Source organism: Otoolea muris (assembly GCF_943193115.1).
Taxonomy (GTDB): domain Bacteria; phylum Bacillota; class Clostridia; order Lachnospirales; family Lachnospiraceae; genus Otoolea; species Otoolea muris.
The window spans coordinates 45,429-70,991 of record NZ_CALPCY010000023.1; the positions used below are offsets into that span (position 1 = coordinate 45,429).

The 25,563-nt window shown below is 53.9% G+C and carries 22 protein-coding genes, 1 CRISPR repeat array and 1 other annotated feature; of the genes, 21 read left to right on the plus strand and 1 reads right to left on the minus strand.

The genetic code is table 11. The features are described 5' to 3' along the window. Positions 1 to 318: 318 nt before the first annotated feature. A complete protein-coding gene (locus NFS31_RS14575; RefSeq protein ID WP_251496400.1) occupies positions 319 to 546 on the plus strand; it encodes a VIT1/CCC1 transporter family protein in 228 nt (75 codons plus the stop codon). Between the two features lie 178 nt (positions 547 to 724). Here the strand turns inward: NFS31_RS14575 and NFS31_RS14580 are convergent, their stop codons facing one another. After that, complete coding sequence (locus tag NFS31_RS14580; RefSeq protein WP_251496454.1) at positions 725 to 1,507, minus strand: HAD family hydrolase; 783 nt, start codon at positions 1,505 to 1,507, stop codon at positions 725 to 727. 157 nt (positions 1,508 to 1,664) lie between these two features. On the opposite strand from NFS31_RS14580, the gene NFS31_RS14585 reads away from it, so the two are divergent. From NFS31_RS14585 to ispG, 20 genes are all read left to right on the plus strand, one after another. Continuing rightward, positions 1,665 to 2,201, plus strand: a complete 537-nt coding sequence (locus NFS31_RS14585) for a metallophosphoesterase (RefSeq protein WP_251496402.1) — start codon at positions 1,665 to 1,667, stop codon at positions 2,199 to 2,201. 31 nt (positions 2,202 to 2,232) lie between these two features. Then, complete coding sequence (locus NFS31_RS14590; RefSeq protein ID WP_251496404.1) at positions 2,233 to 3,924, plus strand: alpha-glucosidase; 1,692 nt, start codon at positions 2,233 to 2,235, stop codon at positions 3,922 to 3,924. 113 nt (positions 3,925 to 4,037) lie between these two features. Then, positions 4,038 to 4,293: a binding site (T-box leader), on the plus strand. Between the two features lie 103 nt (positions 4,294 to 4,396). Beyond that, complete coding sequence (locus tag NFS31_RS14595) at positions 4,397 to 5,428, plus strand: methionine ABC transporter ATP-binding protein (RefSeq protein ID WP_251496406.1); 1,032 nt, start codon at positions 4,397 to 4,399, stop codon at positions 5,426 to 5,428. Next, entirely contained in the window at positions 5,425 to 6,102 is a 678-nt protein-coding gene (locus NFS31_RS14600; RefSeq protein WP_251496408.1) for a methionine ABC transporter permease, read from the plus strand. The genes NFS31_RS14595 and NFS31_RS14600 overlap by 4 nt, the downstream gene beginning before the upstream one ends. 188 nt (positions 6,103 to 6,290) lie before the next feature. Then, positions 6,291 to 7,235 carry a MetQ/NlpA family ABC transporter substrate-binding protein gene (locus tag NFS31_RS14605; protein WP_251496410.1) on the plus strand — a complete coding sequence of 315 codons (945 nt, stop codon included), beginning with the start codon at positions 6,291 to 6,293 and terminating at the stop codon, positions 7,233 to 7,235. Positions 7,236 to 7,270: 35 nt separating this feature from the next. Continuing rightward, positions 7,271 to 8,476 carry an amidohydrolase gene (locus tag NFS31_RS14610; protein ID WP_251496413.1) on the plus strand — a complete coding sequence of 402 codons (1,206 nt, stop codon included), beginning with the start codon at positions 7,271 to 7,273 and terminating at the stop codon, positions 8,474 to 8,476. Positions 8,477 to 8,720: 244 nt separating this feature from the next. After that, entirely contained in the window at positions 8,721 to 11,246 is a 2,526-nt protein-coding gene (cas3, locus tag NFS31_RS14615) for a CRISPR-associated helicase Cas3' (RefSeq protein WP_251496416.1), read from the plus strand. Positions 11,247 to 11,268: 22 nt separating this feature from the next. Next, entirely contained in the window at positions 11,269 to 11,955 is a 687-nt protein-coding gene (cas5c, locus tag NFS31_RS14620; protein WP_251496420.1) for a type I-C CRISPR-associated protein Cas5c, read from the plus strand. 3 nt (positions 11,956 to 11,958) lie between these two features. After that, positions 11,959 to 13,851: a type I-C CRISPR-associated protein Cas8c/Csd1 gene (cas8c, locus tag NFS31_RS14625; RefSeq protein ID WP_251496425.1), complete on the plus strand. Its 1,893-nt coding sequence runs from the start codon at positions 11,959 to 11,961 to the stop codon at positions 13,849 to 13,851. Continuing rightward, positions 13,832 to 14,725, plus strand: a complete 894-nt coding sequence (gene cas7c, locus NFS31_RS14630; RefSeq protein WP_251496428.1) for a type I-C CRISPR-associated protein Cas7/Csd2 — start codon at positions 13,832 to 13,834, stop codon at positions 14,723 to 14,725. Before cas8c ends, cas7c begins: the two co-directional genes overlap by 20 nt. Further along, positions 14,715 to 15,386: a CRISPR-associated protein Cas4 gene (cas4, locus tag NFS31_RS14635; RefSeq protein WP_251496430.1), complete on the plus strand. Its 672-nt coding sequence runs from the start codon at positions 14,715 to 14,717 to the stop codon at positions 15,384 to 15,386. The genes cas7c and cas4 overlap by 11 nt, the downstream gene beginning before the upstream one ends. Further along, complete coding sequence (gene cas1c / locus NFS31_RS14640; RefSeq protein WP_251496432.1) at positions 15,383 to 16,414, plus strand: type I-C CRISPR-associated endonuclease Cas1c; 1,032 nt, start codon at positions 15,383 to 15,385, stop codon at positions 16,412 to 16,414. Before cas4 ends, cas1c begins: the two co-directional genes overlap by 4 nt. Positions 16,415 to 16,584: 170 nt before the next feature. Further along, positions 16,585 to 16,875: a CRISPR-associated endonuclease Cas2 gene (gene cas2 / locus NFS31_RS14645; protein WP_251496435.1), complete on the plus strand. Its 291-nt coding sequence runs from the start codon at positions 16,585 to 16,587 to the stop codon at positions 16,873 to 16,875. Between the two features lie 169 nt (positions 16,876 to 17,044). Then, positions 17,045 to 18,677: a CRISPR direct-repeat array (repeat unit 32 nt; unit sequence GTCGTCCCCCTCGCGGGGACGTGGATTGAAAT). Between the two features lie 220 nt (positions 18,678 to 18,897). After that, the gene (pyrH, locus tag NFS31_RS14650) at positions 18,898 to 19,599 is read left to right on the plus strand and encodes a UMP kinase (RefSeq protein WP_251496456.1); all 702 of its coding nucleotides are present in this window, start codon (positions 18,898 to 18,900) and stop codon (positions 19,597 to 19,599) included. 14 nt (positions 19,600 to 19,613) lie between these two features. Continuing rightward, positions 19,614 to 20,168, plus strand: coding sequence for a ribosome recycling factor (frr, locus tag NFS31_RS14655; protein WP_251496458.1), 555 nt, complete (start codon positions 19,614 to 19,616; stop codon positions 20,166 to 20,168). Between the two features lie 79 nt (positions 20,169 to 20,247). After that, entirely contained in the window at positions 20,248 to 20,967 is a 720-nt protein-coding gene (locus NFS31_RS14660; protein WP_251496436.1) for an isoprenyl transferase, read from the plus strand. Between the two features lie 149 nt (positions 20,968 to 21,116). Further along, positions 21,117 to 21,917, plus strand: coding sequence for a phosphatidate cytidylyltransferase (locus tag NFS31_RS14665; RefSeq protein WP_251496438.1), 801 nt, complete (start codon positions 21,117 to 21,119; stop codon positions 21,915 to 21,917). A gap of 71 nt (positions 21,918 to 21,988) precedes the next feature. Then, positions 21,989 to 23,131, plus strand: a complete 1,143-nt coding sequence (dxr, locus tag NFS31_RS14670; protein WP_251496439.1) for a 1-deoxy-D-xylulose-5-phosphate reductoisomerase — start codon at positions 21,989 to 21,991, stop codon at positions 23,129 to 23,131. A 1-nt stretch (position 23,132) separates the two neighbouring features. After that, positions 23,133 to 24,341 (plus strand): M50 family metallopeptidase, encoded by a 1,209-nt coding sequence (locus NFS31_RS14675; protein ID WP_251496441.1) that lies wholly within the window; start codon positions 23,133 to 23,135, stop codon positions 24,339 to 24,341. A 58-nt stretch (positions 24,342 to 24,399) separates the two neighbouring features. Further along, positions 24,400 to 25,479, plus strand: a complete 1,080-nt coding sequence (ispG, locus tag NFS31_RS14680) for a flavodoxin-dependent (E)-4-hydroxy-3-methylbut-2-enyl-diphosphate synthase (RefSeq protein WP_251496444.1) — start codon at positions 24,400 to 24,402, stop codon at positions 25,477 to 25,479. Positions 25,480 to 25,563: the final 84 nt, after the last annotated feature.

Sequence of the window (25,563 nt, forward strand, 5' to 3'; positions counted from 1 at the left end):
CAAATATTAATATTTTTTTCATAATAAGCCAGATGGCCGCCGGCCGTCTGGCTCCTCCTTTTGCCGCCTCGGGCCGGGGCAGAATCGTAACAGGAGAAGAACGGAAAACATACAACATATGCATAATTTCCTAAATTATGGCATATAATCTAATAGCTCAGACAGATCTGCGCATATACTGGCTGCCGTATACATGCCGCCAGGCGCGAAGCGTATTACTGTGTTCAGTCCGGCAGGGGCTCAGACAGTAGTATTTACTGCGCTGGCCGCCGTATGATACCCTTTTGGGAAAAGCTGGAAGAGAAAGGAGACAAACCCATGCCGAGAGGAAAGAGAAAAACATGCAGCGAGAAGCTGGAAGAAGTATCAGGAATGATAGAGGCCCTGGAGACGCAGCTAAAAGAGCTGAAGGCCAGAGAGAAGCAGCTTTTAAAGGAAAAGAGAGAAGAGGAGTTAAAGCAGATTGCGGAGCTCCTTGATGAGCGTGACATGACGCCGGAAGGGCTGATCGAGATTCTGGATCGACTGGAGTCAGAGGAGGAGTAGAGCCGCCATCTGCCGCCGCCCGGCGGGCGGCGGTCTGTCCTGCAGCGGACATAACGCCTGCCCTGTTACGATTCACAAACCCTGCCGTTTTTTTACCACCATCTGTCTTCCGGGCTGCTGCCTGCAGGCAGCGCCACTTCCTGGCCGTCTGGATGGTACGACGATCGCGCCGCGCTTCCTATGCGTCAATCAGCCCTAAATGCAGACAGGCCCGGTATATTCCGTCTTCTGAGACAGGAGGGGCGACATAGTCGGCGATTTCCTTGAGCTCTTTGGCCGCGTTGCCCATCGCCACGCCGGTTCCGGCTTCTTTTACGACCTCCAGATCGTTCATGCTGTCGCCAAACGCAACCGTATCGGAGAGATCCTCTTTTTCCCCAAACCAGCGGGCCAGACGGCGCAGCCCGTCCGCCTTGGAACAGCCTGCCTCCATGACATCCGCGCCCTGCCTGCCGGCAAACAGAGGCATTTTTAACTGAGGAAAACGCGCGTTGACCCGCCGGACCTCCTCCTCGCTCCCGATAAAGGCCAGGGTGCGGATCGGCATGTCAAGCATCCTCCAGGGATCCTGGAACCGGCGTCCGCAGCTCCCCCAGAAGCGCTTGTCGCTGGCCTCAATGATCTCCGGATGGATGTAGTAGTCCTCATCTCCCCGTGTCATGCCGATCCCATATCCCTTCTGCTCGCAGAAGGACAGAAGTTCTTTAAGCAGCGCCGGATCAAAACGGTGTTCATAAATCAGCCTTCCTCCCACTGTGATTTTTGTGCCGTTCATATGGATGATGGCATCCGGCGAGACGATATCCCGGTATGGGACGCTGAAATAATTATCCATATCGCGCCCGGTGGCCAGGATGATTTTATGTTTTTTGCGGAGCTGTTCTATGGTTTTGAGAGCGCTTTCCGGGATACGCCCGGTTGCGTGGTCTAAGAGCGTCATATCAAGATCAAAGCTGATCATCATGGGAAAAACCGCCTTTCTTAAGCATGTTTCAAACACATCCTGCTTCTATCATAACATATGTTTTGTGATTCTACAATCTGCGTTTTGACAGTTCCTGACTGGAAAAAACAGCGGCGGCATGTTATAATGATCCGGTATAAAGGAGGGAAAGGCGATGGGACGGCGATTTGTGGTTGCAGATACGCATTTCGGAGACAGAGGCGGTATTCTCCGCTATGAGGAACGGCCGTTTGCGGACGTGGAGGAGATGGATCGCGTTCTTTGTGAAAACTGGAACCGGGCAGTCGGGGCCGGGGATACGGTATACCATCTGGGGGATTTTGCGGGCGGCGCGGACAGGGAGAGGGCGTCCGCTCTTTTGGCAGGCTTAAACGGCAGGAAGATCCTGGTTATGGGAAACCACGATCAGTGGATGACGGCCCGGGAATGGATGGAGGCGGGCTTTGAGGAGGCATATCCGCTTCCGGTGGTCCTGGATGGATTCTATCTGCTTTCACATGAGCCGCTTTATGTGACGATGGCGGCTCCGTATGCGAATCTGTTCGGCCATGTGCACCGCAATCCCGCGTACCGCGGCTGCTCGGCCAGGAGCTTTTGCGCGTGTGTGGAACGGATTGGATATAAGCCGGTTTTGTTTGACACCATAAAGGAGCGGATCTTGCGGGCGAATGAGAGCTTTAACTTGAAATAAGTCAAAAGAAAAATGAAAGGAATCATTCAATATGGGAAATATACCGTGGTGGAAGCGAAGCGTGGTCTATGAAATCTATGTCAGGAGCTTTTTTGACAGCAATGGAGACGGGATCGGGGATCTTGCGGGCGTGACCGAAAAGCTTGACTACTTAAAGGATCTGGGAGTGGATGTCTTGTGGCTGACCCCCATCTATGAATCGCCGGGCGATGACAACGGCTATGATATTTCTGACTATTATTCCATCATGGATCTTTTTGGGACTATGGAGGATTTCAAAACGCTTCTTACATGTGCGCATGAAAGAGGATTGCGGATTGTCATGGATCTGGTGGTGAACCACACCTCGGATGAACACGCCTGGTTTTTAGAGAGCAGGAAAAGCGCCGAAAATCCGTACCGGGATTATTACATCTGGCGGGACGGGAAGGAGGCGGCGGACGGGGAGATGACGCCTCCCAACAACTGGAGCAGCAGCTTTTCCGGCTCTGCGTGGCAGTATGACAGCGCGGCCGGCCAGTATTACCTTCATCTGTTTGGCAGAAAGCAGCCGGATCTGAACTGGGATCACGAGCCGGTGCGGGAGGAGATCTTCCGGATGATGCGCTGGTGGCTGGATCTGGGGATCGATGGGTTTAGGATGGATGTGATCAGCCTCATTTCCAAGGATCCCGGGGCGTTTTTGCGCGACAGCGCGATCCGCGGGCATTCTGTATGCGCCAACGGGCCGCGCATCCATGAATATCTGCGGGAGATGAGGCGGCGCGCGCTGGCCGGATACGATGTGATGACCGTGGGGGAGACGCCGGCGGTGACCATCAGCGAGGCTAAACGGTACGCCGCCGCGGATCAGAGCGAGCTTGACATGGTATTTCAGTTTGAGCTCATGGATGTGGACGGGGGAGAGAGCGGAAAATGGAACGATACCCGCTACCGCCTTTCCGATGTGAAACGGGTGCTGGGGAAATGGCAGAAGGGCCTTTACGGCGCGGCCTGGAATTCCCTGTTCTGGAATAATCACGATCAGCCAAGGGCTGTCTCCCGGTTCGGCGATACGTCCTCGCGGCTGTTCTGGAATAAATCGGCCAAGATGCTCGCGACCGCGCTCTATTTCCTTCAGGGGACGCCCTACCTCTATCAGGGCGAAGAGCTGGGCATGACAAACGCGGGCTTTGAAAGCCTGTCCGATTACCGCGACATTGAGAGCCTGGGCGCCTATGAGGAGCTTGTCAGCCAGAAAAAGCTCGTAAGCCATGCGGATATGATGCGCTATCTGAAAAAGTCTAGCCGCGACAATGCCAGAACCCCCATGCAGTGGGACGACGGCCCTTTCGCGGGCTTTAGCCGCGCCAGGCCCTGGATTGGCGTGAATGAGAATTATACATGGCTCAATGCCAGGGCGCAGGCAGCGGATCCGGATTCGGTCTTACATTACTACAAACGCCTGATCCGGATCCTGCGGGAGGATCCGATCGTCTGCGAGGGCGGGTATGAGGATTTGGACAAAGACAGCGAGGCGCTGTATCTGTATACAAGAAACAGCAAAGAAGGCTGGATCTGGGTATTCAGCAATTTCAGCGATAAAGAGCAGCGCCTTGACGAGGAAATCGTGCCGCGGGAGGCCAGATGCCTGATTGGGAACTATGACGGGCATCAGCGGGGGATTTTGCGGGCGTATGAATGTATTGTGTATGAATATGTTACGATTCACGGAACGGCTTAAAAGCAGCCGTTCTGTGAACCTATCGATATATTAGCTGATTTTCAGGTAAAAAAACGCTTGACAAACCTCAAAAAATGCAATACTATATTCAAAAGTTGATAAACTGATTACCAGCAAAGACGATGAAGGGAAGAGTAGTAATCCCGCGCCTTTCACAGAGAGCTCCCGGCGCTGAAAGGGAGTAAAGGCAGGTTTATGAAGATGGTCCCGGAGCCGCATGGTTGAGTGCGTTATGTTTAGATCATGCCGGGCGCGCCCGTTACAGCGCCAGAGTATAAGCCGGAGAGGCCGTACTCGAAGAGATCCGTTTCGCGCGAGCGGCGGATGAAATTAGGTGGTACCGCGTGAGCAATTGCTCTCGTCCTAAATACAGGGCGGGGGCTTTTTTATTGTTTGGCTGGCCCTGCGCTTCAGAAAACAAGGAAAGAGAATCGCAAGGGCAATAGAAAAAAGTAAGGAGGAGCTGCAGACTATGATTAAGCTAGAGCAGGTGAGCAAGACTTTTGACGCCGCCTCGGGCCGGGTTCATGCCGTGAAGGACGTCAGTCTGGAGATACAGGATAAAGAGATTTTCGGGATCATCGGTTTTTCCGGCGCGGGGAAGTCTACGCTGGTTCGGTGCATGAACCTGCTGGAACGGCCGACCGCGGGGCGCGTGTGGATCGACGAGGTGGAACTCACGGGATTAAACGAAAAAGAGCTGCGCGGGATCCGCAGGAAGATTGGGATGATTTTCCAGCATTTTAACTTAATGCGCTCCCGGACCGTGTTCCAGAACATCGAATTTCCGCTCAAGAAGTCCGGGCTCGGCAGGGAGGAGAGAAAGGGGAAGATCCTGTCGCTCCTTGAGTTGGTGGGATTAAGCGATAAGAGGGACGCCTATCCGTCCCAGCTCTCCGGAGGGCAGAAGCAGAGGGTGGCGATCGCCCGGGCCCTGGCGAATGATCCCAAGGTGCTCCTGTGCGACGAGGCGACAAGCGCCCTGGATCCGCAGACCACGCAGTCGATTTTAAAGCTTCTCAAGAAGGTGAATGAGGATCTGGGGATTACGATTGTGATTATTACGCATGAGATGGCGGTGGTAAAGGACATCTGCGACCGGGTGGCCGTGATGGAGGACGGCGTGGTTGTGGAATCGGGCCGCACGGTAGATGTGTTCTGCCATCCGAAAGAGGCGATCACAAGGGATTTCATCGAGACGGCCAGCAACATCCGCAAGATCCACGAGCTGATTGAGGAGAAACATGAACTGACTGAGATCCGGCCCGGGGACCGGATGCTGCTCCTGACGTATTCCGGGGACAATGCCGGCGAACCGCTGATTTCCCATCTGTCCGGCGCATTTGGCATACGCGCCAATATCATTTACGGAAATATCGATTTTCTCAAGGGAAAGCCCCTGGGAAAGCTGGTGGTGACCTTAAGCGGGGAGAAGGAGGCCATGAAAAAGGCCATGGACTACATTCATTCCCTGGAGATTGGAGTGGAGGTGATTAAGGAATGAGTATACTGTATACCATTGCCCCCAACCTGGAGCGTCTGGGGGGAGAGCTTTTAAAATGCCTGGGGCAGACCTTAAAGATGCTGTTTGTGTCCGGGACGATTTCCTTTTTTCTGGGACTGTTTTTCGGAGTGCTGCTGATCGTGACGAGGAAGGGCGGAATTTTGCAGAACGTTGTCATTTACAACGTTCTTGACAAAGCGATTGACGTGATCCGTTCGATTCCCTTCATTATATTAATGGTGCTGCTGATTCCGGTCAGCCGGGCAATCGTGGGAACCGGATCCGGGGTGACCGGGTCGTATGTGGCCCTGATTGCGGGCACGGTTCCCTTTTTCTCGCGCCAGATCGAATCTGTCCTGGCGGATCTCGACGGGGGGCTGATTGAGGCCAGCGAAGCCATGGGCTTCGGCCCGGCGGCGATCATTTTCGGGGTCTATCTGAAAGAGAGCGTGCCGGGGATCACGCGCGTGACGATGATAACCTTTGTCAGCCTCATCGGCATCACGGCCATGGCAGGCGCGATCGGGGCCGGAGGGCTCGGCGATTTTGCCATCCGCTACGGGTATCAGATGGGGTATACGGATATGAGCTGGGTGACGGTGATTATTATTCTGATCATCATCAGTATCATCCAGTTTGTGGGAAATGTGATTATCCGCAAAACGACGCATTAGGCTTTAGCAACAAAATTTTGCGCAAAATGACAAAATTATTGGTTCCGGCTTGTCCGGGTTAGGTGTTGTAAAAAATGGTTATGGTGTATGTCCGGATGAACGAAAACCTGCATATATGTTCCTGCCGGATTCATGGCATAGGCATCAGGACATACATTTTAACAATAGATGAAAAGGAGAGAAAAATTATGAAAAAGACAAACAAAATCTGGAAAAAGACGGCTGCCGCCGCTCTGGCCGCCGTATGCGCCGTAAGCCTGTCTGGCTGCGGCTCAAAGGACAGCGCGCCGCAGACGGACGCTGCAAACGCACCGCAGACCGAGGCCGCAGAAAAGGCCGAAGGGGAGGGCGCGGACGCCGCTAAAGCGCCGGAGACCGTGGTGGTAAAGGTTGGCGTGGTGGGCGAGTACAACGCTCAGTGGGATACGATCAATGAGCTTCTGGCCGGAGACGGAATCCAGGTGGAGCTTGTGAAGTTTACGGATTATGCGGCCCCGAACCGCGCGTTAAATGACGGCGAGATTGATTTGAACGCATTCCAGCACAAGGCGTTCCTGGCGAATGACATTGCCCAGAAGGGGTATGATATTGTGGATATCGGCGATACAATCATCGCTCCCCTGGCTGTATTTAACAACAAAGACAAGATTTCTTCCATGGAGGACATAAAGGACGGCGATGTGATTGCGATCCCGAGCGATCTGACGAACGGCGGCCGAGCGTTAAAGCTCCTGGAAAAGGCCGGGCTGATCGAGTGTGATCCGGAAAAGGGCTATACGCCGACTAAGGCGGATATCCTGAATTATAATGTGAAGATTGATATCAAGGAGGCAGAGTCCGCAACGCTTTACAATATCCTCCCGGACTGCGCGGCTGCGATCATCAACGGCGGAAACGCGTACACGGCCGGGCTTAATCCCGCCGAGGACGCTATTTTCCAGGAGGATGTGGATCCTGCGACGAATGAGGCGGTTCCGCAGCTTATCAATATTATCGCGGCGCGCAGCGCGGATAAGGATAACGAGGTTTATAAAAAGATTGTGGACGCTTATCACACCAAAGAGGTGGAGCAGACCATTAAGGACGCCTACCAGGGGGCTTTCCTCTGTGCATGGGAGGGCGCTGAAAACTAAATTAGCTTTACAGAGCAAGTTTGGAGGGAGTTATCATGCCGTTGAAGCCGTATGTGGCAAAGGAAAAAGAGTATTTGGTGCGTATGAGGCGGTATTTTCATGCGCACCCGGAGGTGAGCCTGAAGGAATTTGAAACGTGCCGGACGATTGAGGCGGAGTTAGACCATATGGGGATCCCGCATCAGAGAGTGGGGGAAACCGGCGTATACGCCTGGATTGACGGTACAAAGAAAGCCCCGGACAGCGGCCGCGCGGGCCGGGCCGTGGTTTTAAGGGCTGATATCGACGCCCTGGCCATGGACGATTTAAAGACAGAGGAGTACGCTTCCCAGAACGCGGGGATATGCCATGCCTGCGGCCATGACGGCCACGCCGCGACGCTGCTTACAGCGGCGAAGATCCTGAAGGATAAGGAGGACGATTTTTCCGGGCAGATCCGGCTCTTTTTCCAGCAGGCAGAGGAGATAGGCCAGGGCGCCAGGCTGTTTGTACAGGCCGGCCTTTTAGAAGGCGCGTCCCGCGTCTTCGGCGCGCATGCCTGCAGCGGAATCGAAAGCGGGAAGATTTCCCTCACTAAGGGGCCGCAGAACGCGAGCTGCGACTATTTCTGCATCCGGGTGACGGGAAAGGGCGCGCATGTTTCCAAGCCGCATCTGGGGATCGACGCGGCCTATGCTGCCTCCCAAATCGTGGTCGCGCTGCAGTCCATTGTGGCCAGGAATACGGATCCGCTGGAAACGGTCGTGGTGGGAGTCGGCGTGGTGAGGGCCGGGACCCAGTATAATATCGTGGCGGAGCACGCAGCGCTTGAGGGAACGACCCGCTGCTTTTCGCCGGAAGTGCGCGCCTTTACGAATGAGCGCGTGCGCCGGATCGCGGTGGAGACGGCCGCCCTGTACGGCGCGGAGGCTTTGGTGGAATTCAGGGATTATGCCGCGCCGCTTATCAATGATCCGCAGGCCGTGGATGAGGTGACGGCCGTGACAAAGCGCTTCCTTGCGGATGAATGTATCATAAACGACCGGGAAAAAGAGCTCGGGGCCGATGATTTTGCCGATTATCTGGCTGCCGCAAAGGGCATGTACGCTTTTGTGGGGACGCATCACCCGGAGCGGCCGAACACGGGCGTAGCGCACCATCACGGGCTGTTTGACATGGACGAGGAAGGACTCCTGCTCGCCTGCAATGTATATGTGGATTACGCGCTGTGGGTGCTGAATGAGATGGAGGATGGTTCATAAGATTCACCGCTGTTTACGCAACGCAACGCTGCACTGGTTCGTTTTCATAAGACATCAGAAATTTTTAAGGAATTCTGATGTCTTTTTTATGGTTATGATTCACGGAACGGCTTCTTTTTAGCCGGGCCGTGAATCGTAACTTTTTTTGTAAAGTTTATGCATTTACAAGGATTATTTTATAGGAAAATGCTGAAAAATATGGTAAAATGTAGAAAACAAGGGAGAACGGCAGGGCGGAGAGAATATGAGACAGATGAAGTGTGTACCAGACAAAGCGGCCAGAGAGGTTTCTGTGAAATATGCCCATTTTAAAAGCACTGCGGACGGCGGGTTCAAATATCAGAGCGTCCGGGCCCATCTGGAGGAAACAGCGGCATTTTCAGAGCGGTTCGCGGCAAAAACCGGGATGCGAGAGACAGGCCGGCTGCTGGGGATTCTCCATGACAGCGGCAAATTCAGCGATGCATATCAGGACTATCTGCATGCCTGTATGCGGTATGAGGCGGGAGACGCCCCCGCCCCGCCCAGGAAGGGCAGCGTGGATCACGGGAGCTTCGGCGCGGTTTATGTGATGGAGGAATTGCGCGACAGGGCGGATCCGTATTCGGAGCTGGCGGCAGAGATTCTGGCCATGGCCATTGCCAGCCATCACGGGGGGCTCAGGGATTATCTGGGGCCTGATACATCCGCGCCTCTCTGGAAGCGGATTGAGGGATACCCGGTTCATAAACGGGAGGAATATGCACAAATCAGGGCGGAATTTGAACATGAGTTTTCAAGGGCAGAGCTTGAGCGCCTGTTTTCGGTTTCGGTACAGGAGCTGAAAGAATGGAAGAAACGCCTGCCTGAATTTACTAAATTTCAGCTCCATCTGCTGGTGAGGTTTCTGTATAGCTGCCTGATCGATGCAGACAGGGAAGACACGCGCCTGTTTATGGAAGGGGAGAAGCCGGAGCCGGAAAACAGGGACTGGGATCTGTATGGGCGACGGCTGGAACAGTTTCTGGAAAGGCTGCATGAGAGGCAGCCGAAAAGCCCGTCTGAAAAGAAGATAAGAGATTTGCGGGAGGCGGTATCCGCTGCCTGCCACAAAGCTGGCGGCTGGCCCAGGGGCGTATACAAGCTGACCGTACCCACAGGAGGAGGCAAGACCTTTGCAGGCATGCGCATGGCCCTTAGGCATATGCGGCAAGAGGACGCGGCGGGGATTGGGCATATCATACAGGTCCTGCCTTTTACGAGTATCATCGAGCAGAATGCGAAAGCCGTGCGGGATGCGCTTCAGTGCGGGGAGGATCTTCTGGAGCATCACTCGAATGTTGTGACAGAGGGGCAGGAAGGAGACAGAGGCGGGGAGGAAGAAAGAGACGCAGAGGAACATAACCTTTCCTCCGAGCAGTACCGGCTGCTGACCGAGAGATGGAATACCAGTTTTATTTTCACCACAACCGTGCAGTTCCTGAACACCGTATACGGCCCTGGAACACAGGATATCAGACGAATGCACAGCCTTGCGGATTCGGTGATCATCATGGACGAAGTCCAGGCCCTGCCGCTGAAAACCATGAAGCTATTTGGCGAACTTGTAAATTTTCTGTACAATGCATGCAATACAACGGTTTTACTGTGTACAGCGACGCAGCCGGAACTGGAGAAACGGCCAATTGGGATTAAAACAGAAGTGAAAGAAATCATGCCAAATGTGAATGAAATATTTCAAAAATTCCAGCGCATGGAGGTGAGGGACAGGACGCAGGCGGGCGGATACAGCATAGAAGCAGCGGCGGATTTCCTTGAAGAGGCGAAAGGGGAGGTAAACAGCCTTCTGGTTGTGATGAACACAAAAACGATCGCCAGACAGCTCTATGAAGCGTTAAAAAAACGGATCAGCAGCCATGCGCAAATCCTGTATATCACGACCGAGCTTTGCCCGGCGCACCGCAGCGATGTGATCCGCCGCCTGAAGGAATTACTGGAGCAGAAGCGTTCCGTCGTCTGTGTCAGCACAAGCATCCTGGAAGCCGGCGTGGACGTAAGCTTTGAGTGTGTTGTAAGGAATCTTGCAGGGCTGGATTCCATCGCCCAGTCGAGCGGGCGGGGGAACCGCCACGGGGAACAGGGGCAAAACGGGATTACCTATATCATAAATATAGCGGATGAGCGTCTGGGCTCCATGCAGGAAATCATCGTGGGGGAGGAGAAGACAAGGGCAGTTTTGGATACATACAGAAAGATGCCGCAGGCGTATCATGGCAGCCTCCTGTCCCCGGCGGCCATGTCGGATTACTATCAGAAGTATTTCGGGGCGGCGGACATCGAGTCCCGGATGAGTTATCCGGTAAAGAGCGACCCGGAAATACGGGATTTATATTCGTATTTTACAACAACAGGGGATACGGCGCTTCGCAGGCGTTATCAGAACAGAGTGGGAGATTATAAGTGGATCCTGACGTATCCGTTTGAGACGGCGGGCAGGCAGTTCCGGGTGATTGACGAGGATACGGTATCGGTTCTGGTTCCCTACAAAAAGGGAGACGAACTGATCCGTCAGATAATGGAAAAGGACGGACGGTTTCACCTTGGTGAAATCAGAAGGCTCATCCGGGAGGCGCGGCCCTATTTTGTAAGCCTGTATACGGACAGGCTGCGCGCGTACCAGCACGCCGTGTCAGCATCCCCCGCGCCGGGGATTTTGATTCTGCGGGATGGGTATTATGATGAAACCGTTGGTATAAAAGAAGAACAGACACTGGAGTTTTTATTGCGTTGACTGGGAAGGTGAAGGATGAAAAATGAAAAATGAGATAACCTACCGTGTGTGGGGGCGGTATGCGCTGTTTACGGATCCGGCGACGAAAATCGGGGGTGAAAAGAGCAGCCTGCAGATTCCCACCCCCCAGAGCATAAAAGGGGTAACGGAGAGCGTGTACTGGAAACCGTCGATCATATGGGTTGTGGACGAAATCCGGGTTATGAACCCGATCCGGATGGAGGGAAAGGGAATCCGCCCCATCGGGGACAAGGGAAATGATCTGGCGAGGTATACGTACTTAAGGGATGTGGAGTACGAGGTGAGGGCGCATTTTGAATTCAATCAAAACCGTCCTGATTTGAGCCGGGACTGGGATGAAAATAAGCACTATTTTATGGCGCTGCGCAGCCTGAGGGCAGGGGGGAGGAGAGATATTTTTCTCGGGGCAAGGGAATGCCAGGCTTATGTGGAACCCGTGGAATTCGGAAGCAGGAAGGGGGCATATGATGAGACGGACATGGACTTCGGGCTGCAGTATCACTCCATCGGATATCCGGATGAAACAGACGGGCATGAGATGAAGGTCCGCTTCTGGTATCCGCAGATGAGAAAGGGGAGGATCCTGTGCTGCCGGCCGGAGGACTGCCCGAAGGAACGGCTGCTCAGGAACGCGCCGATGAAACCATTTTCACCTCAGATAAATTTTTCTTATACAGAGGAGGCATAAGCCATGGGTATGATGGATTTGCTGCACCGTACGTATGAGTATGCGTATGAGGAGAACGATACGGAGCTTTTGGAGCATTATCTGATTTCCCAGACAATGGCGGCGGCCCCGATTGTGTTGTGGCTCGACGAGAAGGGGGAGTTTGCGGACGCCGGCTATGAATCAGATAAAAATAAGCAGAAAATCAGCATTCCCTGCACGGAAAAATCGGCCGGGCGCTCCGGGACGAATCCATGTCCGCATCCGCTGTTTGACAAGCTGAGCTACCTGGCAGGGGATGGGGCGGCGTATCAGATTGATAATGAAAAGCCCCATTTCACATACATGGAGCAGCTTCGGGCATGGTGTCAGTCAGAGCAGGGCAATAACTATGTGAAAACCGTCTGTTTGTATCTGGAAAAGAACACGTTACTTCATGATCTGGAGCGGAAAGGAGTAATTGACGCCTCAAAGCCAGAGGAATTGGACAAGAAATGCCGGGAGCTGGTGAGAGTCGGGATCCGGAGAGGTATTGGTATGGAGGATCTGGAGTTATGGAACGAGAAGAGCATTCAGGAAGACTTTGTCCGCTATCTGGGCGGCAGGCAGGGCGAAAAGGGCCTGTGCTATATCAGCGGCCAGGAGGGATTGCTTTCAGAAAACCATCCGAAAACGATCTGGAACGCGAATGCAAACGCCAAGCTGATATCCGCCAATGAGAAGGAAAACAGGGGCCTTGTCTTTTCCGGACGCTTTGCCACATCCGGCCAGGCGGCGCAGATAAGCTATGAAGCGTCCCAGAAAATCCACAATGCGTTAAAGTGGCTGATACAGAAACAGGGACAAGCCATTGGAGACAAGATGCTGGTCGCGTGGGGGCTCAGCGCTTCAAACGGGGCCGGATCGGATCTGGCGCAGGTATTTGACGGCACAGGAGCCCTGTTTGACGATGAGGAAGAAGAAAGCGCGATCGTGAATGCAGACACGCAGGCGGAATTCGCAGCCCGCCTGAAAGCGGCCATTTTCCGCCGGGAGCAGGATTTAAGGCATAATGAACGGATCGCATTCCTTGTACTGGAAGCGGCTACGCCGGGGCGGCTGTCCGTTTGCTATTACCAGGAGTTTTCCCCGGCGCAGTATTCAGAGCTGGTTCAAAATGTGGGGAGGTGGCATACGGCCCACGCCTGGGATTACGGCTCGTTTGATGCGGACAAAAAGGCCTGGGTAAAACGGATCCAGTCCCCGTCCGTTTTAGAGATTGCCCGCTTTGCACAGGGCGTGGAAAAAAACGGAAAAATCGAAGTGGATAAAGAGAAAAAAATCGAAGGGGACGCCATCGTGCGCCTGCTCCCGTGTGTGACAGAAGGAAAGGCCCTGCCGGGGGACATTGCCAGGAAGCTGGTGTTAAAGTCCCGTTATCCTCTGCGCTACAGCGGGAAAAACTGGGACAGGCTTCTGAAAATTACATGTTCGGTAGTGAGAGCTGACTTTAAGGAGGTGGGAACCATGGATATCAACAGGGATTCCATAGATATTCATTATAACTACGGGCGCTGGCTGGCGTGCGCGCATGAGATGGAACGGCGCGCGCTGTACAGCGCGGGAGAGGAGCGGGCGACAAACGCCATGCGCCTGTTTACGAAATTTGCGGAACACCCCAATAAATATATGAGTGTGATCCAGAATAAGATCCAGGTCTATGAGGAGAAGCTTGGGCCAAAAGCGCGCTGGATCCAGGATGAGAGGAATGCCATCGCGGCCAATCTGGTGAAAAATCCGCTGGAGGCGCTTACAGGCGCGAGGCATCTGGACGGGCGGATGATACTGGGATTTGAGGCGCAGATGGAAGCCTTTAAAAATAAAGCAGAGAACAGAAGACAATCAGGAGGGGAAGGACATGAGCACACTAAAGAATAAAATCGATTTTCTGGCGCTGATCAGCGTGAAAAACGCAAATCCGAACGGGGATCCCTTAAGCGGAAATATGCCCAGAGTGACATACGACGGCCTGGGGGAAATCTCGGATGTATGCATCAAGCGGAAAATCAGGAACCGCTGGCTCGATATGGGAGAAGACATTTTCGTGCAGTCCGACGATAAGCGGAAGGATGAATTTAAAAGCCTCCGCGATCGTTTAAGCGCGCAAAAGGATATGGGGAAGGCCCAAAAAGAGGGAAAGAAGGACGAATTCTCCAGAATGGCGTGTGAAAAATGGCTGGATGTGCGCAGCTTCGGGCAGGTATTTGCATTTTCAAAGGGAAAAAAGAAGGATGAAGAGCTTGACGCGGGCGGGATTTCCGTGGGCGTCCGGGGGCCGGTTTCCATCCACCCGGCTTTTAGCGTGGACGCGGTCACCCCGGTCAGCATCCAGATCACAAAGAGCGTAAACAGCGAGACTGACGCCAAAAATCCCGATAAAAAAAGCTCGGATACGATGGGCATGAAGCACCGGATTGATTTCGGCCTCTATGTGCTGAAGGGAAGCGTCAACGTGCAGCTCGCGGAAAAGACAGGATTTAGCGAGGAGGATGCAGAGAAGCTTAAGAAGGCGCTCCTCACCCTGTTTGTCAACGACGCGTCCTCCGCGAGGCCGGACGGAAGCATGCAGGTACACACTTTATACTGGTGGAAGCACAACTGCGCAATCGGCCAGTATTCCGCGGCAAAAGTCCATGGCAGCATTGAGATCAGGCGAAAGGACGGCGTCGAGGAGGCGTCTTCCTTTGGGGATTATGAGATCGTGCAGAATGAGCTGCCTGGGCTGGAAGTGGAGATCATAGATGGAATATAAGGAAGAAGACTATCTGATGTTATCCGGTATTCAGCACTTTTCCTTTTGCAGGCGTCAGTGGGCCCTGATCCACATTGAACAGCAATGGGACGACAATGTGAGGACCGTGGAAGGCAATCTGTTCCACAAAAAGGCGCACGACGGATACTCATCCGAAAAGCGGAAGGATGTAATTATATCCAGGGGGATGCCTGTATTTTCCCGGAGTATGGGGGTCAGCGGGATCTGCGATATCGTGGAATTTCACCGTGATGATAAAAACGGGGTTTCCATTCATGGCAGGGAAGGAAAATACCTCGTTTATCCGGTTGAGTACAAAAAGGGCCGGCCAAAGGAGAATGAAGCGGATATCCTCCAGATGGCCGCCCAGGCTATGTGCCTGGAGGAGATGCTGGAGTGCGGCATCCCCAAAGGGTATCTGTTTTACGGGGAGATCCGCAGGCGGATTGCGGTGACACTGGATGAGGAAATCCGGCGGCAGGTAAGAGATGCGTTTGAGGAAATGCACCAATACTTCCGGCGGCGGTATACGCCGAAGGTGAGACGGACGAAAGCGTGCAACGCCTGTTCCCTTAAAAATACCTGTCTTCCCCAGCTCATGAAGCATTTATCGGCAAGGGAATATATTTCCGGACGGCTCGGAGAGGAAGGTGAACAATGAAACGGCTGCTGAATACACTATATATCACTTCATCCGACCGGTACCTGTCCCTGGACGGGGAAAATGTGGTGATCCTGTGCGGGAAAACGGAGGTGGGACGAGTCCCCCTGCACAATCTGGAGGCTATTGTTACATATGGGTTTACAGGCGCCAGCCCCGCTTTGATGGGGGCGTGTGCAAAGAGGAATATCGGACTGTCGTTCCTGTCCGGATCCGGGCGGTTCCTGGCCAGGGTTTCCGGTGAAGTGAGGGGAAATGTACTGCTGCGAAAGAAGCAGTACGCCTTGTCCGAGGATGAAACAAGCAGTCTGGATATCGCGAAAAGCTTTATCACAGGAAAAATATTCAACGGCAGATGGGTGCTGGAACGGGCTACGCGGGATCATGCGATGCGGCTCAATACGGAAAAGCTTAAAAGAGTGTCTGCTCAGATGAAAAACTCGCTCAGAGCTGTACAGGACTGCAGTTCCATGGAAACTCTGAGGGGAATCGAGGGAGAAGCGGCCAGCCTGTATTTTTCTGTATTTGATGACCTGATTCTGCAGCAAAAGGAGGACTTTTCCTTTACCGGAAGAAACCGCCGCCCGCCCCTGGATGCGGTCAACGCATTACTGTCGTTTGTATATACGCTGCTGGCTCAGATGAATCTGTCCGCATTAGAAACGGCAGGCTTGGATCCGTATGTGGGATTCATGCACAGCGACCGCCCGGGAAGGGCGTCCCTGGCCCTGGACCTGATGGAAGAGTTACGTCCGATCCTGGCAGACCGGTTTGTGATTTCCCTGATTAACAAACGAATCGTATCCCGCTCCGGATTCTCCCAAAAAGAAAACGGCGCGGTTATGATGGATGAGGATACAAGAAAAGCTGTCTTATCATCCTGGCAGGCGCGGAAACAGGAAATGATCCGTCATCCGTTCCTGGACGAAAAAGTGGAATGGGGAATGACGCCATACGCACAGGCCCTGCTCCTGACCCGCTATATCCGGGGCGATCTGGACGAATATCCGCCGTTTATGTGGAAGTAGGGGAGACTGTCCGAAAACTCAAAGGATGGAAAATTTTCTCCCACTAACAATGAGAAAACAGGCATAAATTGCCAATACATCTCCCACTTTAATGCCGAAAACTGTAATGAAAATGGGATAGAGTCACATCAATTGTTAGTTTTCGGACAGTCTGAGGGGGGGAGGAAAATATGCTGGTGTTGATTACATATGATGTAAACACAGAAACCGCAGCAGGAAAAAAACGCCTGCGGCAGGTGGCAAAACAATGCGTCAACTACGGAACACGGGTTCAGAATTCCGTTTTTGAATGTGAAATGGACGCGGCAAAATGCAGGGAGGTAAAGGCGGTTTTGGAAGAGATTATTGATACGGAAAAAGACAGCCTGCGCTTCTATTATCTGGGGAATAATTACAAAAACAAGGTGGAGCATATAGAGGTGAGAGAAAGTCTGGATATGAAGGGGGTGCTGCTTATGTAGTGCGAACTTGCAGCAAACATAAAAATACCAGGAGATTCGCACCGGGATTGAGGATATTATATTGGCATTTTTGAGAGTTTTAGTGCTATGGGGGGAATTGTTATGTAAAATATTGTGAAAATAGCTGAATATAGTTGCGATTTTAGTCGCAGATTTGGCTATTTTTGGCGTCGTCCCCCTCGCGGGGACGTGGATTGAAATGCCTTTACGGATTGCGGCCGTGCAGGCGGCAGGCGGTCGTCCCCCTCGCGGGGACGTGGATTGAAATCAAAACCGCATTACCGCAACTCAAGTCAACATGCGTCGTCCCCCTCGCGGGGACGTGGATTGAAATCCCGGGGGATGTAAAGCTTAACTCCATTTCATGTTCGTCGTCCCCCTCGCGGGGACGTGGATTGAAATCAATTTGGAGGAATTGGCACGAACCTGATTTTGGCGTCGTCCCCCTCGCGGGGACGTGGATTGAAATCAAACGCCGCTTAGCAGTACGGGTGTCCGATATAGTCGTCCCCCTCGCGGGGACGTGGATTGAAATGTACATCAGCGAAAGCAAGTGCCGTGACGTAGAATGTCGTCCCCCTCGCGGGGACGTGGATTGAAATCGGACTTTAAAGACTCCCAGGCCATTAAGCCTATGTCGTCCCCCTCGCGGGGACGTGGATTGAAATTGCATCTGATACCATGTACTTGAAGTTGTATTACTGTCGTCCCCCTCGCGGGGACGTGGATTGAAATCATACCGTCCAGCTCATCCACCGTATACCCCAGCGTCGTCCCCCTCGCGGGGACGTGGATTGAAATAGCCTGATTCTTATTCTCCGACAGAAACGCCATCGTCGTCCCCCTCGCGGGGACGTGGATTGAAATAAAGTTTGAAGATTCTGGAATTTTACTATACAAATGTCGTCCCCCTCGCGGGGACGTGGATTGAAATTGTATAGGCAGCTTCCGGGTTCAATCCCCGGAACGGGTCGTCCCCCTCGCGGGGACGTGGATTGAAATATCGCTTATATATCCATAATCTTGCGGATTATCCGTCGTCCCCCTCGCGGGGACGTGGATTGAAATCTTGACTTCTGGGATAAGTTGATTCCGGTTATTGGTCGTCCCCCTCGCGGGGACGTGGATTGAAATTTAATTAGAATTAGTAATTTTATTTTTGGTTATAGTCGTCCCCCTCGCGGGGACGTGGATTGAAATTGGAATCTCGCAATAATTAAACCCGAGCACATCGGTCGTCCCCCTCGCGGGGACGTGGATTGAAATCTTATATGCACAGGCATGCCCATTACCGCGCCATGCGTCGTCCCCCTCGCGGGGACGTGGATTGAAATTTGTTGACATCCCGATTAACAAACTCCCACCTGGGTCGTCCCCCTCGCGGGGACGTGGATTGAAATATACTGACAATCGCGCCAATCCAATTGGACACAAGGTCGTCCCCCTCGCGGGGACGTGGATTGAAATCCCTCCCTACTCCCCATATACAACACAGTCTACTCCGTCGTCCCCCTCGCGGGGACGTGGATTGAAATACCTGGCTCTCCCAATTTCAGCTAGGCCTCGGAATGTCGTCCCCCTCGCGGGGACGTGGATTGAAATTGTTGACTCGGATTTTGACGACTCGGAAAGCTGGGTCGTCCCCCTCGCGGGGACGTGGATTGAAATCTACTACTCCAGCCTTCCCGCCAGACACGACAAGCGTCGTCCCCCTCGCGGGGACGTGGATTGAAATGGCATTATCTTTGATGTTGAGGCTATCGGGTATACGTCGTCCCCCTCGCGGGGACGTGGATTGAAATGTAGGACATTTTTTTTGTTACACACAAGATTATGTGTCGTCCCCCTCCCGCCCCTTATAAAATTCAAATGCATCATCCCCTCCACATCCCACCAGAAAACCTTATCCCCAATTCCCCTCCCGCACGAAAATAAAAAAACAGATCGCACAAACACACATTTTGTGGTATAATCACCATAAACGCAATATACGCGGCAAGAAATCAGGGAGAAAACCGAATGATGAAGATGAAACGAGTATTGCTGAAGCTGAGCGGCGAGGCTCTGGCGGGCGAAAAGAAAAACGGCTTTGACGAGGCCACGGTGACAGAGGTTGCCAGGCAGGTAAAGAAAGCGGCGGACAGCGGAACTGAGATTGGCGTCGTGATTGGCGGCGGCAATTTCTGGAGAGGGCGCGACAGCAGCGCGATCGACCGCACGAGGGCGGATCAGATCGGGATGCTGGCCACGGTGATGAACTGCATTTACGTATCAGAGATTTTCAGGAGCGTGGGGATGAAGACGCAGATCCTCACCCCTTTTGAGTGCGGAACTATGACCAAGCTGTTTTCCAAGGACAGGGCCAACAAATATTTTGAAAAGGGTATCATCGTATTTTTTGCCGGCGGGACAGGCCATCCATATTTCTCAACGGATACCGGGGCGGCGCTGCGGGCGATTGAGATGGAGGCGGACTGCATCCTTCTGGCCAAGGCAGTGGACGGCGTATACGACAGCGATCCGAAGCTCAACCCGGATGCCAGGAAGTATGATACGATCTCCATCCAGGAGGTCATTGACAGGAAGCTGGCCGTGGTGGATCTGACGGCCTCGATCATGTGCATGGAGAACCATGTGCAGATGGCTGTGTTCAGCCTCACAGAAAAGGACGGCATTGTAAACGCGATGCAGGGAAAAATAAATGGTACAATCGTTACCGCATAAGAGGAGGTTTCATGATGGAGGAGAAGATTAAGGTTTACGAAGAGAAGATGAATAAGTCCTATGATGCGCTTCAGAATGAGTATTCATCGATCCGCGCGGGACGGGCGAACCCGCATGTGCTGGATAAGCTGAGAGTGGACTATTACGGGTCCCCCACGCCTCTTCAGCAGGTGGGCAATATCTCCGTGCCGGAGCCAAGGATGCTGTTAATCCAGCCCTGGGACAAGAGCCTGATAAAGCCGATCGAGAAGGCCATCCTGACCTCGGATCTGGGGATCAACCCGAACAATGACGGGAGCGCGATCCGCCTTATTTTCCCGGAGCTCACGGAGGAGAGAAGAAAAGAGCTGGCAAAGGACGTGAAGAAAAAGGGCGAGAACGCAAAGGTGGCGATCCGCAATATCCGCCGTGATGCGAATGAGACCATCAAAAAGATGGAGAAGGCCGGAGAGATTTCCGAGGACGATCAGGAGCTGGCAGAGGATAAGATCCAAAAGCTGACGGATAAGATGATTGCGAAGATCGATAAAGCGGTGGAAGCGAAGACGCAGGAGATTATGACCGTATAATTCCGCTGCTCTGCAGCGCTATAAAAGATACCCCGTTGCTTGCAGCGGGGTTGTTGACTTTACGTTGGAGGAACATCGGATGGAAAACGAGGGAAGCAATTTAAAGATGCCGCGCCATATTGCGCTGATTTTGGACGGAAACGGGCGCTGGGCGAAGAAGAGGGGGCTGCCGAGGACGGCCGGTCACAAGCAGGGCTGCGTGACGCTGGAGCAGATCGTGGAGGACGCGGCCAGGCTGGGCGTGGGCTATCTGACTGTGTACGGCTTTTCAACGGAAAACTGGAAGCGTTCCGCCGAGGAGGTCGGGGCCCTGATGCAGCTCTTCCGTTTTTATTTAAAGCGCCTGATAAAGGTGGCGGCGGATAACAATGTGAGGGTGAAGATGATCGGGGACCGCACGCGCTTTGACCGGGATATCATTGAGGGCCTGGATCGCGTGGAAGAAAAGACAAAGGACAATACGGGCATGACCTTTGTGATTGCCGTCAATTACGGCGGCAGGGATGATATCACGAGGGCGGTCCGCCGGATGATGGAGGCGTGCAGGGAAAATGCCCTGGCGGCGGGGGACGTGACAGAGGATACGGTCGCGTCGTATCTGGATACGGCCGGGATTCCGGATCCGGATCTGCTGATCCGCACCAGCGGGGAGCTGCGCCTGTCGAATTATCTCCTGTGGCAGCTTGCATACAGTGAGATTTATATTACGGACTGTTTATGGCCCGATTTCAGCAAAGAAGAGCTTTTAAAGGCCGTCGCGCAGTATAATCAAAGGGAACGGCGCTTTGGTGGCGTGTGAGAATGTACTAATACAGCAAAAGGCGGCAGGCGTTGGCTTAGATGCCAAGTGGCGCCCTGCGGACATTTCGGTACGATCCGGAAAACGGGACGGTTGCGCCCGCGAAACTATGGCGGAAATGGAGACAGGATGGAACAGGGAGGTGGGCCATGTTCAGGACAAGGCTGATAAGTGGGATTGTGCTGGTAGCGCTGGCTGTCATACTGATGACGACAGGGGGAATGCTCCTTTACTGCGTGACAGCAGGAATTTCCCTGATTGGGATGTTTGAGTTGTACCGCGTGATGAAAATCGAGAAAAAGCCTCTGGGGCTGGCGGGCTATCTGGCCTGTGCGTCGTATTATGGGATCGTGTGGTTTGAGGGGGAGCGCTATGTGACGCTGCTGGCGATCGCGGCTCTGATGCTGCTTATGACGATCTATGTGTTTACATTTCCCCAATACACCACCGAACAGGTGACGACGGCGTTTTTCGGGATTTTTTACCTGGGGATTATGCTTTCCTATCTGTATCAGGTGCGGGAAATGCCGGACGGGCGTTATCTGGCGTGGCTGATTTTTTTGAGCTCCTGGGGCTGTGATACGTGCGCCTACTGCGCCGGGATGCTGTTTGGAAAGCATAAGCTGGCGCCGGTTTTAAGCCCTAAAAAGTCGGTGGAGGGGGCCGTGGGCGGCGTGGCCGGAGCGGCGCTCCTGGGCTTTTTGTTTGCGTCTGTTTTCGGAGAGCAGATGGCCGAGGTCCAGAATCCGCAGGCAGCCTGCGCCATTGCCTGTGCGATTGCGGCTGTGATTTCGCAGATCGGCGATTTGGCGGCGTCGGCGATCAAGCGCAACCATGATGTCAAGGATTACGGGAACTTAATTCCCGGCCACGGCGGAGTGCTGGATCGGTTTGACAGTATGATTTTTACGGCCCCGGCTATCTATTTTGCCGTAACATTTCTGCGGTGACGCTGTTTTGACGGCGGTCTGTGCGGACGCGTGATATGGCGGAGCCCGGGACGGAAGCTGAGGAGAAGACGATGAGGAAAATTGCGATTTTAGGTTCTACGGGTTCGATCGGAACACAGACATTGGACGTGGTCCGGGCGAATAAAGATATAGAGGTAAGGGCGCTGGCAGCGGGAAGCAATATCCGCCTTCTGGAGGAGCAGATCCGGGAATTTCACCCGCAGCTTGCGGCTGTCTGGGAGGAAGAGCGGGCAAAGGAGCTTGCGCTCCGGGTGCGTGACATGGATGTCCGGGTGGTTTCAGGCATGGAGGGCCTTCTGGAGCTGGCTGTTATGCCCGGGTATGAGATTCTGGTCACGGCCATTGTGGGCATGATCGGCATCCGTCCCACGATGGCGGCCATGGAGGCCGGAAAGGATATCGCGCTGGCCAATAAGGAGACGCTGGTGACGGCCGGCCACCTGATTATGCCGCTTGCCCAAAAAATGGGTGTGCAGATCCTCCCGGTGGACAGCGAGCACAGCGCGATTTTTCAAAGCCTGAACGGAGAGCGCCAGAACCGGCTCCACAAAATCCTTCTCACCGCGTCCGGCGGCCCGTTCCGGGGGCGGACCAGGGAGGAGCTGAGGACGATCCGGGTAGAGGATGCCTTAAAGCACCCCAATTGGAGTATGGGAAGGAAAATCACGATTGACAGCTCAACCATGGTGAACAAGGGCCTGGAGGTGATGGAGGCGCGCTGGCTGTTCGGCGTTTCCATGGATCAGGTGCAGGTGGTGGTGCAGCCGCAGAGTGTGATCCATTCCATGGTGGAGTTTGAGGACGGGGCTGTGATCGCCCAGCTCGGGACGCCGGATATGAAGCTGCCGATCCAGTATGCGCTGTATTACCCGGAACGAAGGTTTTTGGCCGGAGAGCGGTTAGATTTTGCGAAACTTGGGCAGATTACCTTTGAGGCCCCGGATATGGTGAATTTTGAAGGGCTTGCCCTGGCGTATGAGGCGGGGCGCGCAGGCGGCACGCTGCCGGCCGTGTTCAACGCGGCCAATGAGCGGGCGGTGGAGAAATTTTTAAACCGGGAAATCGGGTATCTTTCCATCACGGAGATGATCCGGGCGTCCATGGAGCATCACCGGGTGATTCCCGGCCCGTCGGTGGATGAGATCCTGGCTGCGGAGCAGGAGACGTATGACTTTATAGAGAGCAGGTGGTAGATTGAGTTTAATCGCAGCAATCCTTGTGTTTGGCCTGATTATCCTTTTCCATGAATTCGGCCACTTCCTGATGGCAAAACGGGGCGGTATCGGCGTCGTGGAGTTTTCGTTAGGAATGGGCCCGCGGCTGTTCAGCGTGGTAAAGGGCGGCACGCGCTATTCACTGAAGGCGTTTCCGTTCGGCGGATCGTGCATGATGCTGGGTGAAGACCTGGATTTGGAGGAAGACACAGAGCAGGACGGGGACAAATGGGCGTCCGGGAGCCGGGAATCTGCGAAAGATGCGCAGAGCCGTGAGGCGTCCGGGAGCCGGGAGAGCCGGCTTGACCGTAAAAACGCGGTGCGCCAGGAGAATCAGCCCGGCCGTGAAAACACAGTGCGTCAGGCGCATCCGGAGTGCCGCGGGACGTTTTTTAACGATACCCCGGCCTGGACCCGGTTCCTGGTCATCGCAGGCGGACCTCTGTTTAACTTTATCCTGGCCTTCCTCGGCGCATGCTTTATCATCAGCGCCGTCGGCTATGAGCCCACGGACGTTTACAGCGTGACAAAAGGCTATCCGGCCGAGGCGGCCGGTATCCGGGCCGGGGATGTGATTACGCACATCAATGGGAAGCGGATGCATAATTACGGCGATATCCTGAATTATATCAGCTTTCACCCGGGCCGGACGCTGACCATTGCATTCCGGCGCGGCCAGGAGAAGCAGACAGCAGTGATCGAGCCGAAGTTTTCTGAGGAATACGGAAGATACCTGATCGGGCTCAGCTATGGCGGACGCCGCAGATCAGAATCGCTGTTTACAACGGCAAAATATGGCTATTATGAGCTCTGCTACTGGGTGGACACTACCTTTGAGAGCCTGAAAATGATTGTCCGCCGCCAGGTGGGCGCAAACGACATCGCCGGCCCGGTGCGGATCGTCTCCATGCTGGACAATACGGTCAAGGAAAGCCGTGAGTTTGGCCTCATGGCCGTGCTGCTGAACCTGACGAACATGTGTGTGCTTTTGAGCGTAAATTTAGGCGTCATGAACCTGCTCCCGATCCCGGCGCTGGACGGGGGACGGCTCGTTTTCATCCTTCTGGAGGCGCTTCGCGGGCGTCCGGTTGACCGGGAGAAGGAGGGGATGATCCATATGGCGGGGATGGCGGTTCTGATGGTTTTGATGGTGCTGATTTTGTTTAATGATATTCGGAATATGCTGTAAAGTAACCAAATATACCCCGCGTTTCGACACATCCGTTTCATCCGGATCAGGAGATATTATGACAAACAGAAATGAAACAAAAGAAATCCGCATTGGGAACCGCATAATTGGCGGCGGACATCCAATCCTGATTCAATCCATGTGCAACACAAAAACCGACGACGCAGAGGCGACTACGGCGCAGATCCTCGCCCTGGAGCGCGCCGGCTGCGATATCATCCGCGTGGCGGTCCCGGATATGGAGGCCGCCATGGCTATCAGGGAGATAAAGAGAGCGATCCACATCCCGCTGGTCGCGGACATCCATTTTGATTACCGCCTGGCGATTGCCGCGATTGAGTGCGGGGCGGATAAGATCCGCATCAATCCCGGGAATATCGGCGCGCGCGAGCGCGTGAAGGCCGTGGTGGACAAGGCGGAGGAATATGGGATTCCCATCCGGATCGGCGTGAACAGTGGTTCCCTGGAAAAAAATCTGATTGAGAAATATGGCAGGGTGACGGCAGAGGGGCTCGTGGAGAGCGCGCTTGACAAGGCGGCGATGGTGGAGCAAATGGGCTATGATAACCTGGTGCTGAGTATCAAGTCATCGGATGTTTTGATGTGCGTACGGGCTCATGAGCTGCTCGCGGAGAAGACCAGATATCCGCTTCATGTGGGCATTACGGAGGCAGGAACCGTGATTTCGGGAAATATCAAGTCAGCCGTGGGCTTAAGCCTGATTCTGGGGCAGGGTCTCGGAGACACGATCCGCGTTTCCCTGACCGGGGATCCGGTGGAGGAGATTAAATCGGCAAAGCTCATTTTGCGCACATTGGGGCTTAGGAATGGCGGCGTTGAGGTAGTGTCCTGCCCCACCTGCGGCCGGACGAAAATTGACCTCATCGGGCTGGCGAACCAGGTGGAAACCATGGTACAGGAATATCCGCTGGACGTAAAGGTCGCGGTTATGGGCTGCGTGGTCAACGGGCCGGGCGAGGCCAGAGAGGCGGATTTTGGCATTGCGGGCGGCAGGGGAGAGGGAATTCTCTTCCGAAAGGGAGAAGCAGTGAAAAAGGTTCCGGAAGGGGAGCTGCTGGCAGAACTCAAAAAGGAACTCGATCGCTGTCTTGCAAATGGAGAGCCGGTTTCCGGGTGAGGCGGCTGCCTGCTTCATTTATCATTTACGGAAAAGGGCGTCCCTCTCACAACTAATCCCCCATCCAGGAAAGGAGCAGAGTAC

Bases quoted from the DNA above. Each gene is read 5' to 3' on its own strand.
- NFS31_RS14575 (WP_251496400.1), top strand. From the start codon at position 319: ATGCCGAGAGGAAAGAGAAAAACATGCAGCGAGAAGCTGGAAGAAGTA.
- NFS31_RS14580 (WP_251496454.1), bottom strand. From the start codon at position 1,507: ATGATCAGCTTTGATCTTGATATGACGCTCTTAGACCACGCAACCGGG.
- NFS31_RS14585 (WP_251496402.1), top strand. From the start codon at position 1,665: ATGGGACGGCGATTTGTGGTTGCAGATACGCATTTCGGAGACAGAGGC.
- NFS31_RS14590 (WP_251496404.1), top strand. From the start codon at position 2,233: ATGGGAAATATACCGTGGTGGAAGCGAAGCGTGGTCTATGAAATCTAT.
- NFS31_RS14595 (WP_251496406.1), top strand. From the start codon at position 4,397: ATGATTAAGCTAGAGCAGGTGAGCAAGACTTTTGACGCCGCCTCGGGC.
- NFS31_RS14600 (WP_251496408.1), top strand. From the start codon at position 5,425: ATGAGTATACTGTATACCATTGCCCCCAACCTGGAGCGTCTGGGGGGA.
- NFS31_RS14605 (WP_251496410.1), top strand. From the start codon at position 6,291: ATGAAAAAGACAAACAAAATCTGGAAAAAGACGGCTGCCGCCGCTCTG.
- NFS31_RS14610 (WP_251496413.1), top strand. From the start codon at position 7,271: ATGCCGTTGAAGCCGTATGTGGCAAAGGAAAAAGAGTATTTGGTGCGT.
- cas3 (WP_251496416.1), top strand. From the start codon at position 8,721: ATGAGACAGATGAAGTGTGTACCAGACAAAGCGGCCAGAGAGGTTTCT.
- cas5c (WP_251496420.1), top strand. From the start codon at position 11,269: ATGAAAAATGAGATAACCTACCGTGTGTGGGGGCGGTATGCGCTGTTT.
- cas8c (WP_251496425.1), top strand. From the start codon at position 11,959: ATGGGTATGATGGATTTGCTGCACCGTACGTATGAGTATGCGTATGAG.
- cas7c (WP_251496428.1), top strand. From the start codon at position 13,832: ATGAGCACACTAAAGAATAAAATCGATTTTCTGGCGCTGATCAGCGTG.
- cas4 (WP_251496430.1), top strand. From the start codon at position 14,715: ATGGAATATAAGGAAGAAGACTATCTGATGTTATCCGGTATTCAGCAC.
- cas1c (WP_251496432.1), top strand. From the start codon at position 15,383: ATGAAACGGCTGCTGAATACACTATATATCACTTCATCCGACCGGTAC.
- cas2 (WP_251496435.1), top strand. From the start codon at position 16,585: ATGCTGGTGTTGATTACATATGATGTAAACACAGAAACCGCAGCAGGA.
- pyrH (WP_251496456.1), top strand. From the start codon at position 18,898: ATGAAGATGAAACGAGTATTGCTGAAGCTGAGCGGCGAGGCTCTGGCG.
- frr (WP_251496458.1), top strand. From the start codon at position 19,614: ATGGAGGAGAAGATTAAGGTTTACGAAGAGAAGATGAATAAGTCCTAT.
- NFS31_RS14660 (WP_251496436.1), top strand. From the start codon at position 20,248: ATGGAAAACGAGGGAAGCAATTTAAAGATGCCGCGCCATATTGCGCTG.
- NFS31_RS14665 (WP_251496438.1), top strand. From the start codon at position 21,117: ATGTTCAGGACAAGGCTGATAAGTGGGATTGTGCTGGTAGCGCTGGCT.
- dxr (WP_251496439.1), top strand. From the start codon at position 21,989: ATGAGGAAAATTGCGATTTTAGGTTCTACGGGTTCGATCGGAACACAG.
- ispG (WP_251496444.1), top strand. From the start codon at position 24,400: ATGACAAACAGAAATGAAACAAAAGAAATCCGCATTGGGAACCGCATA.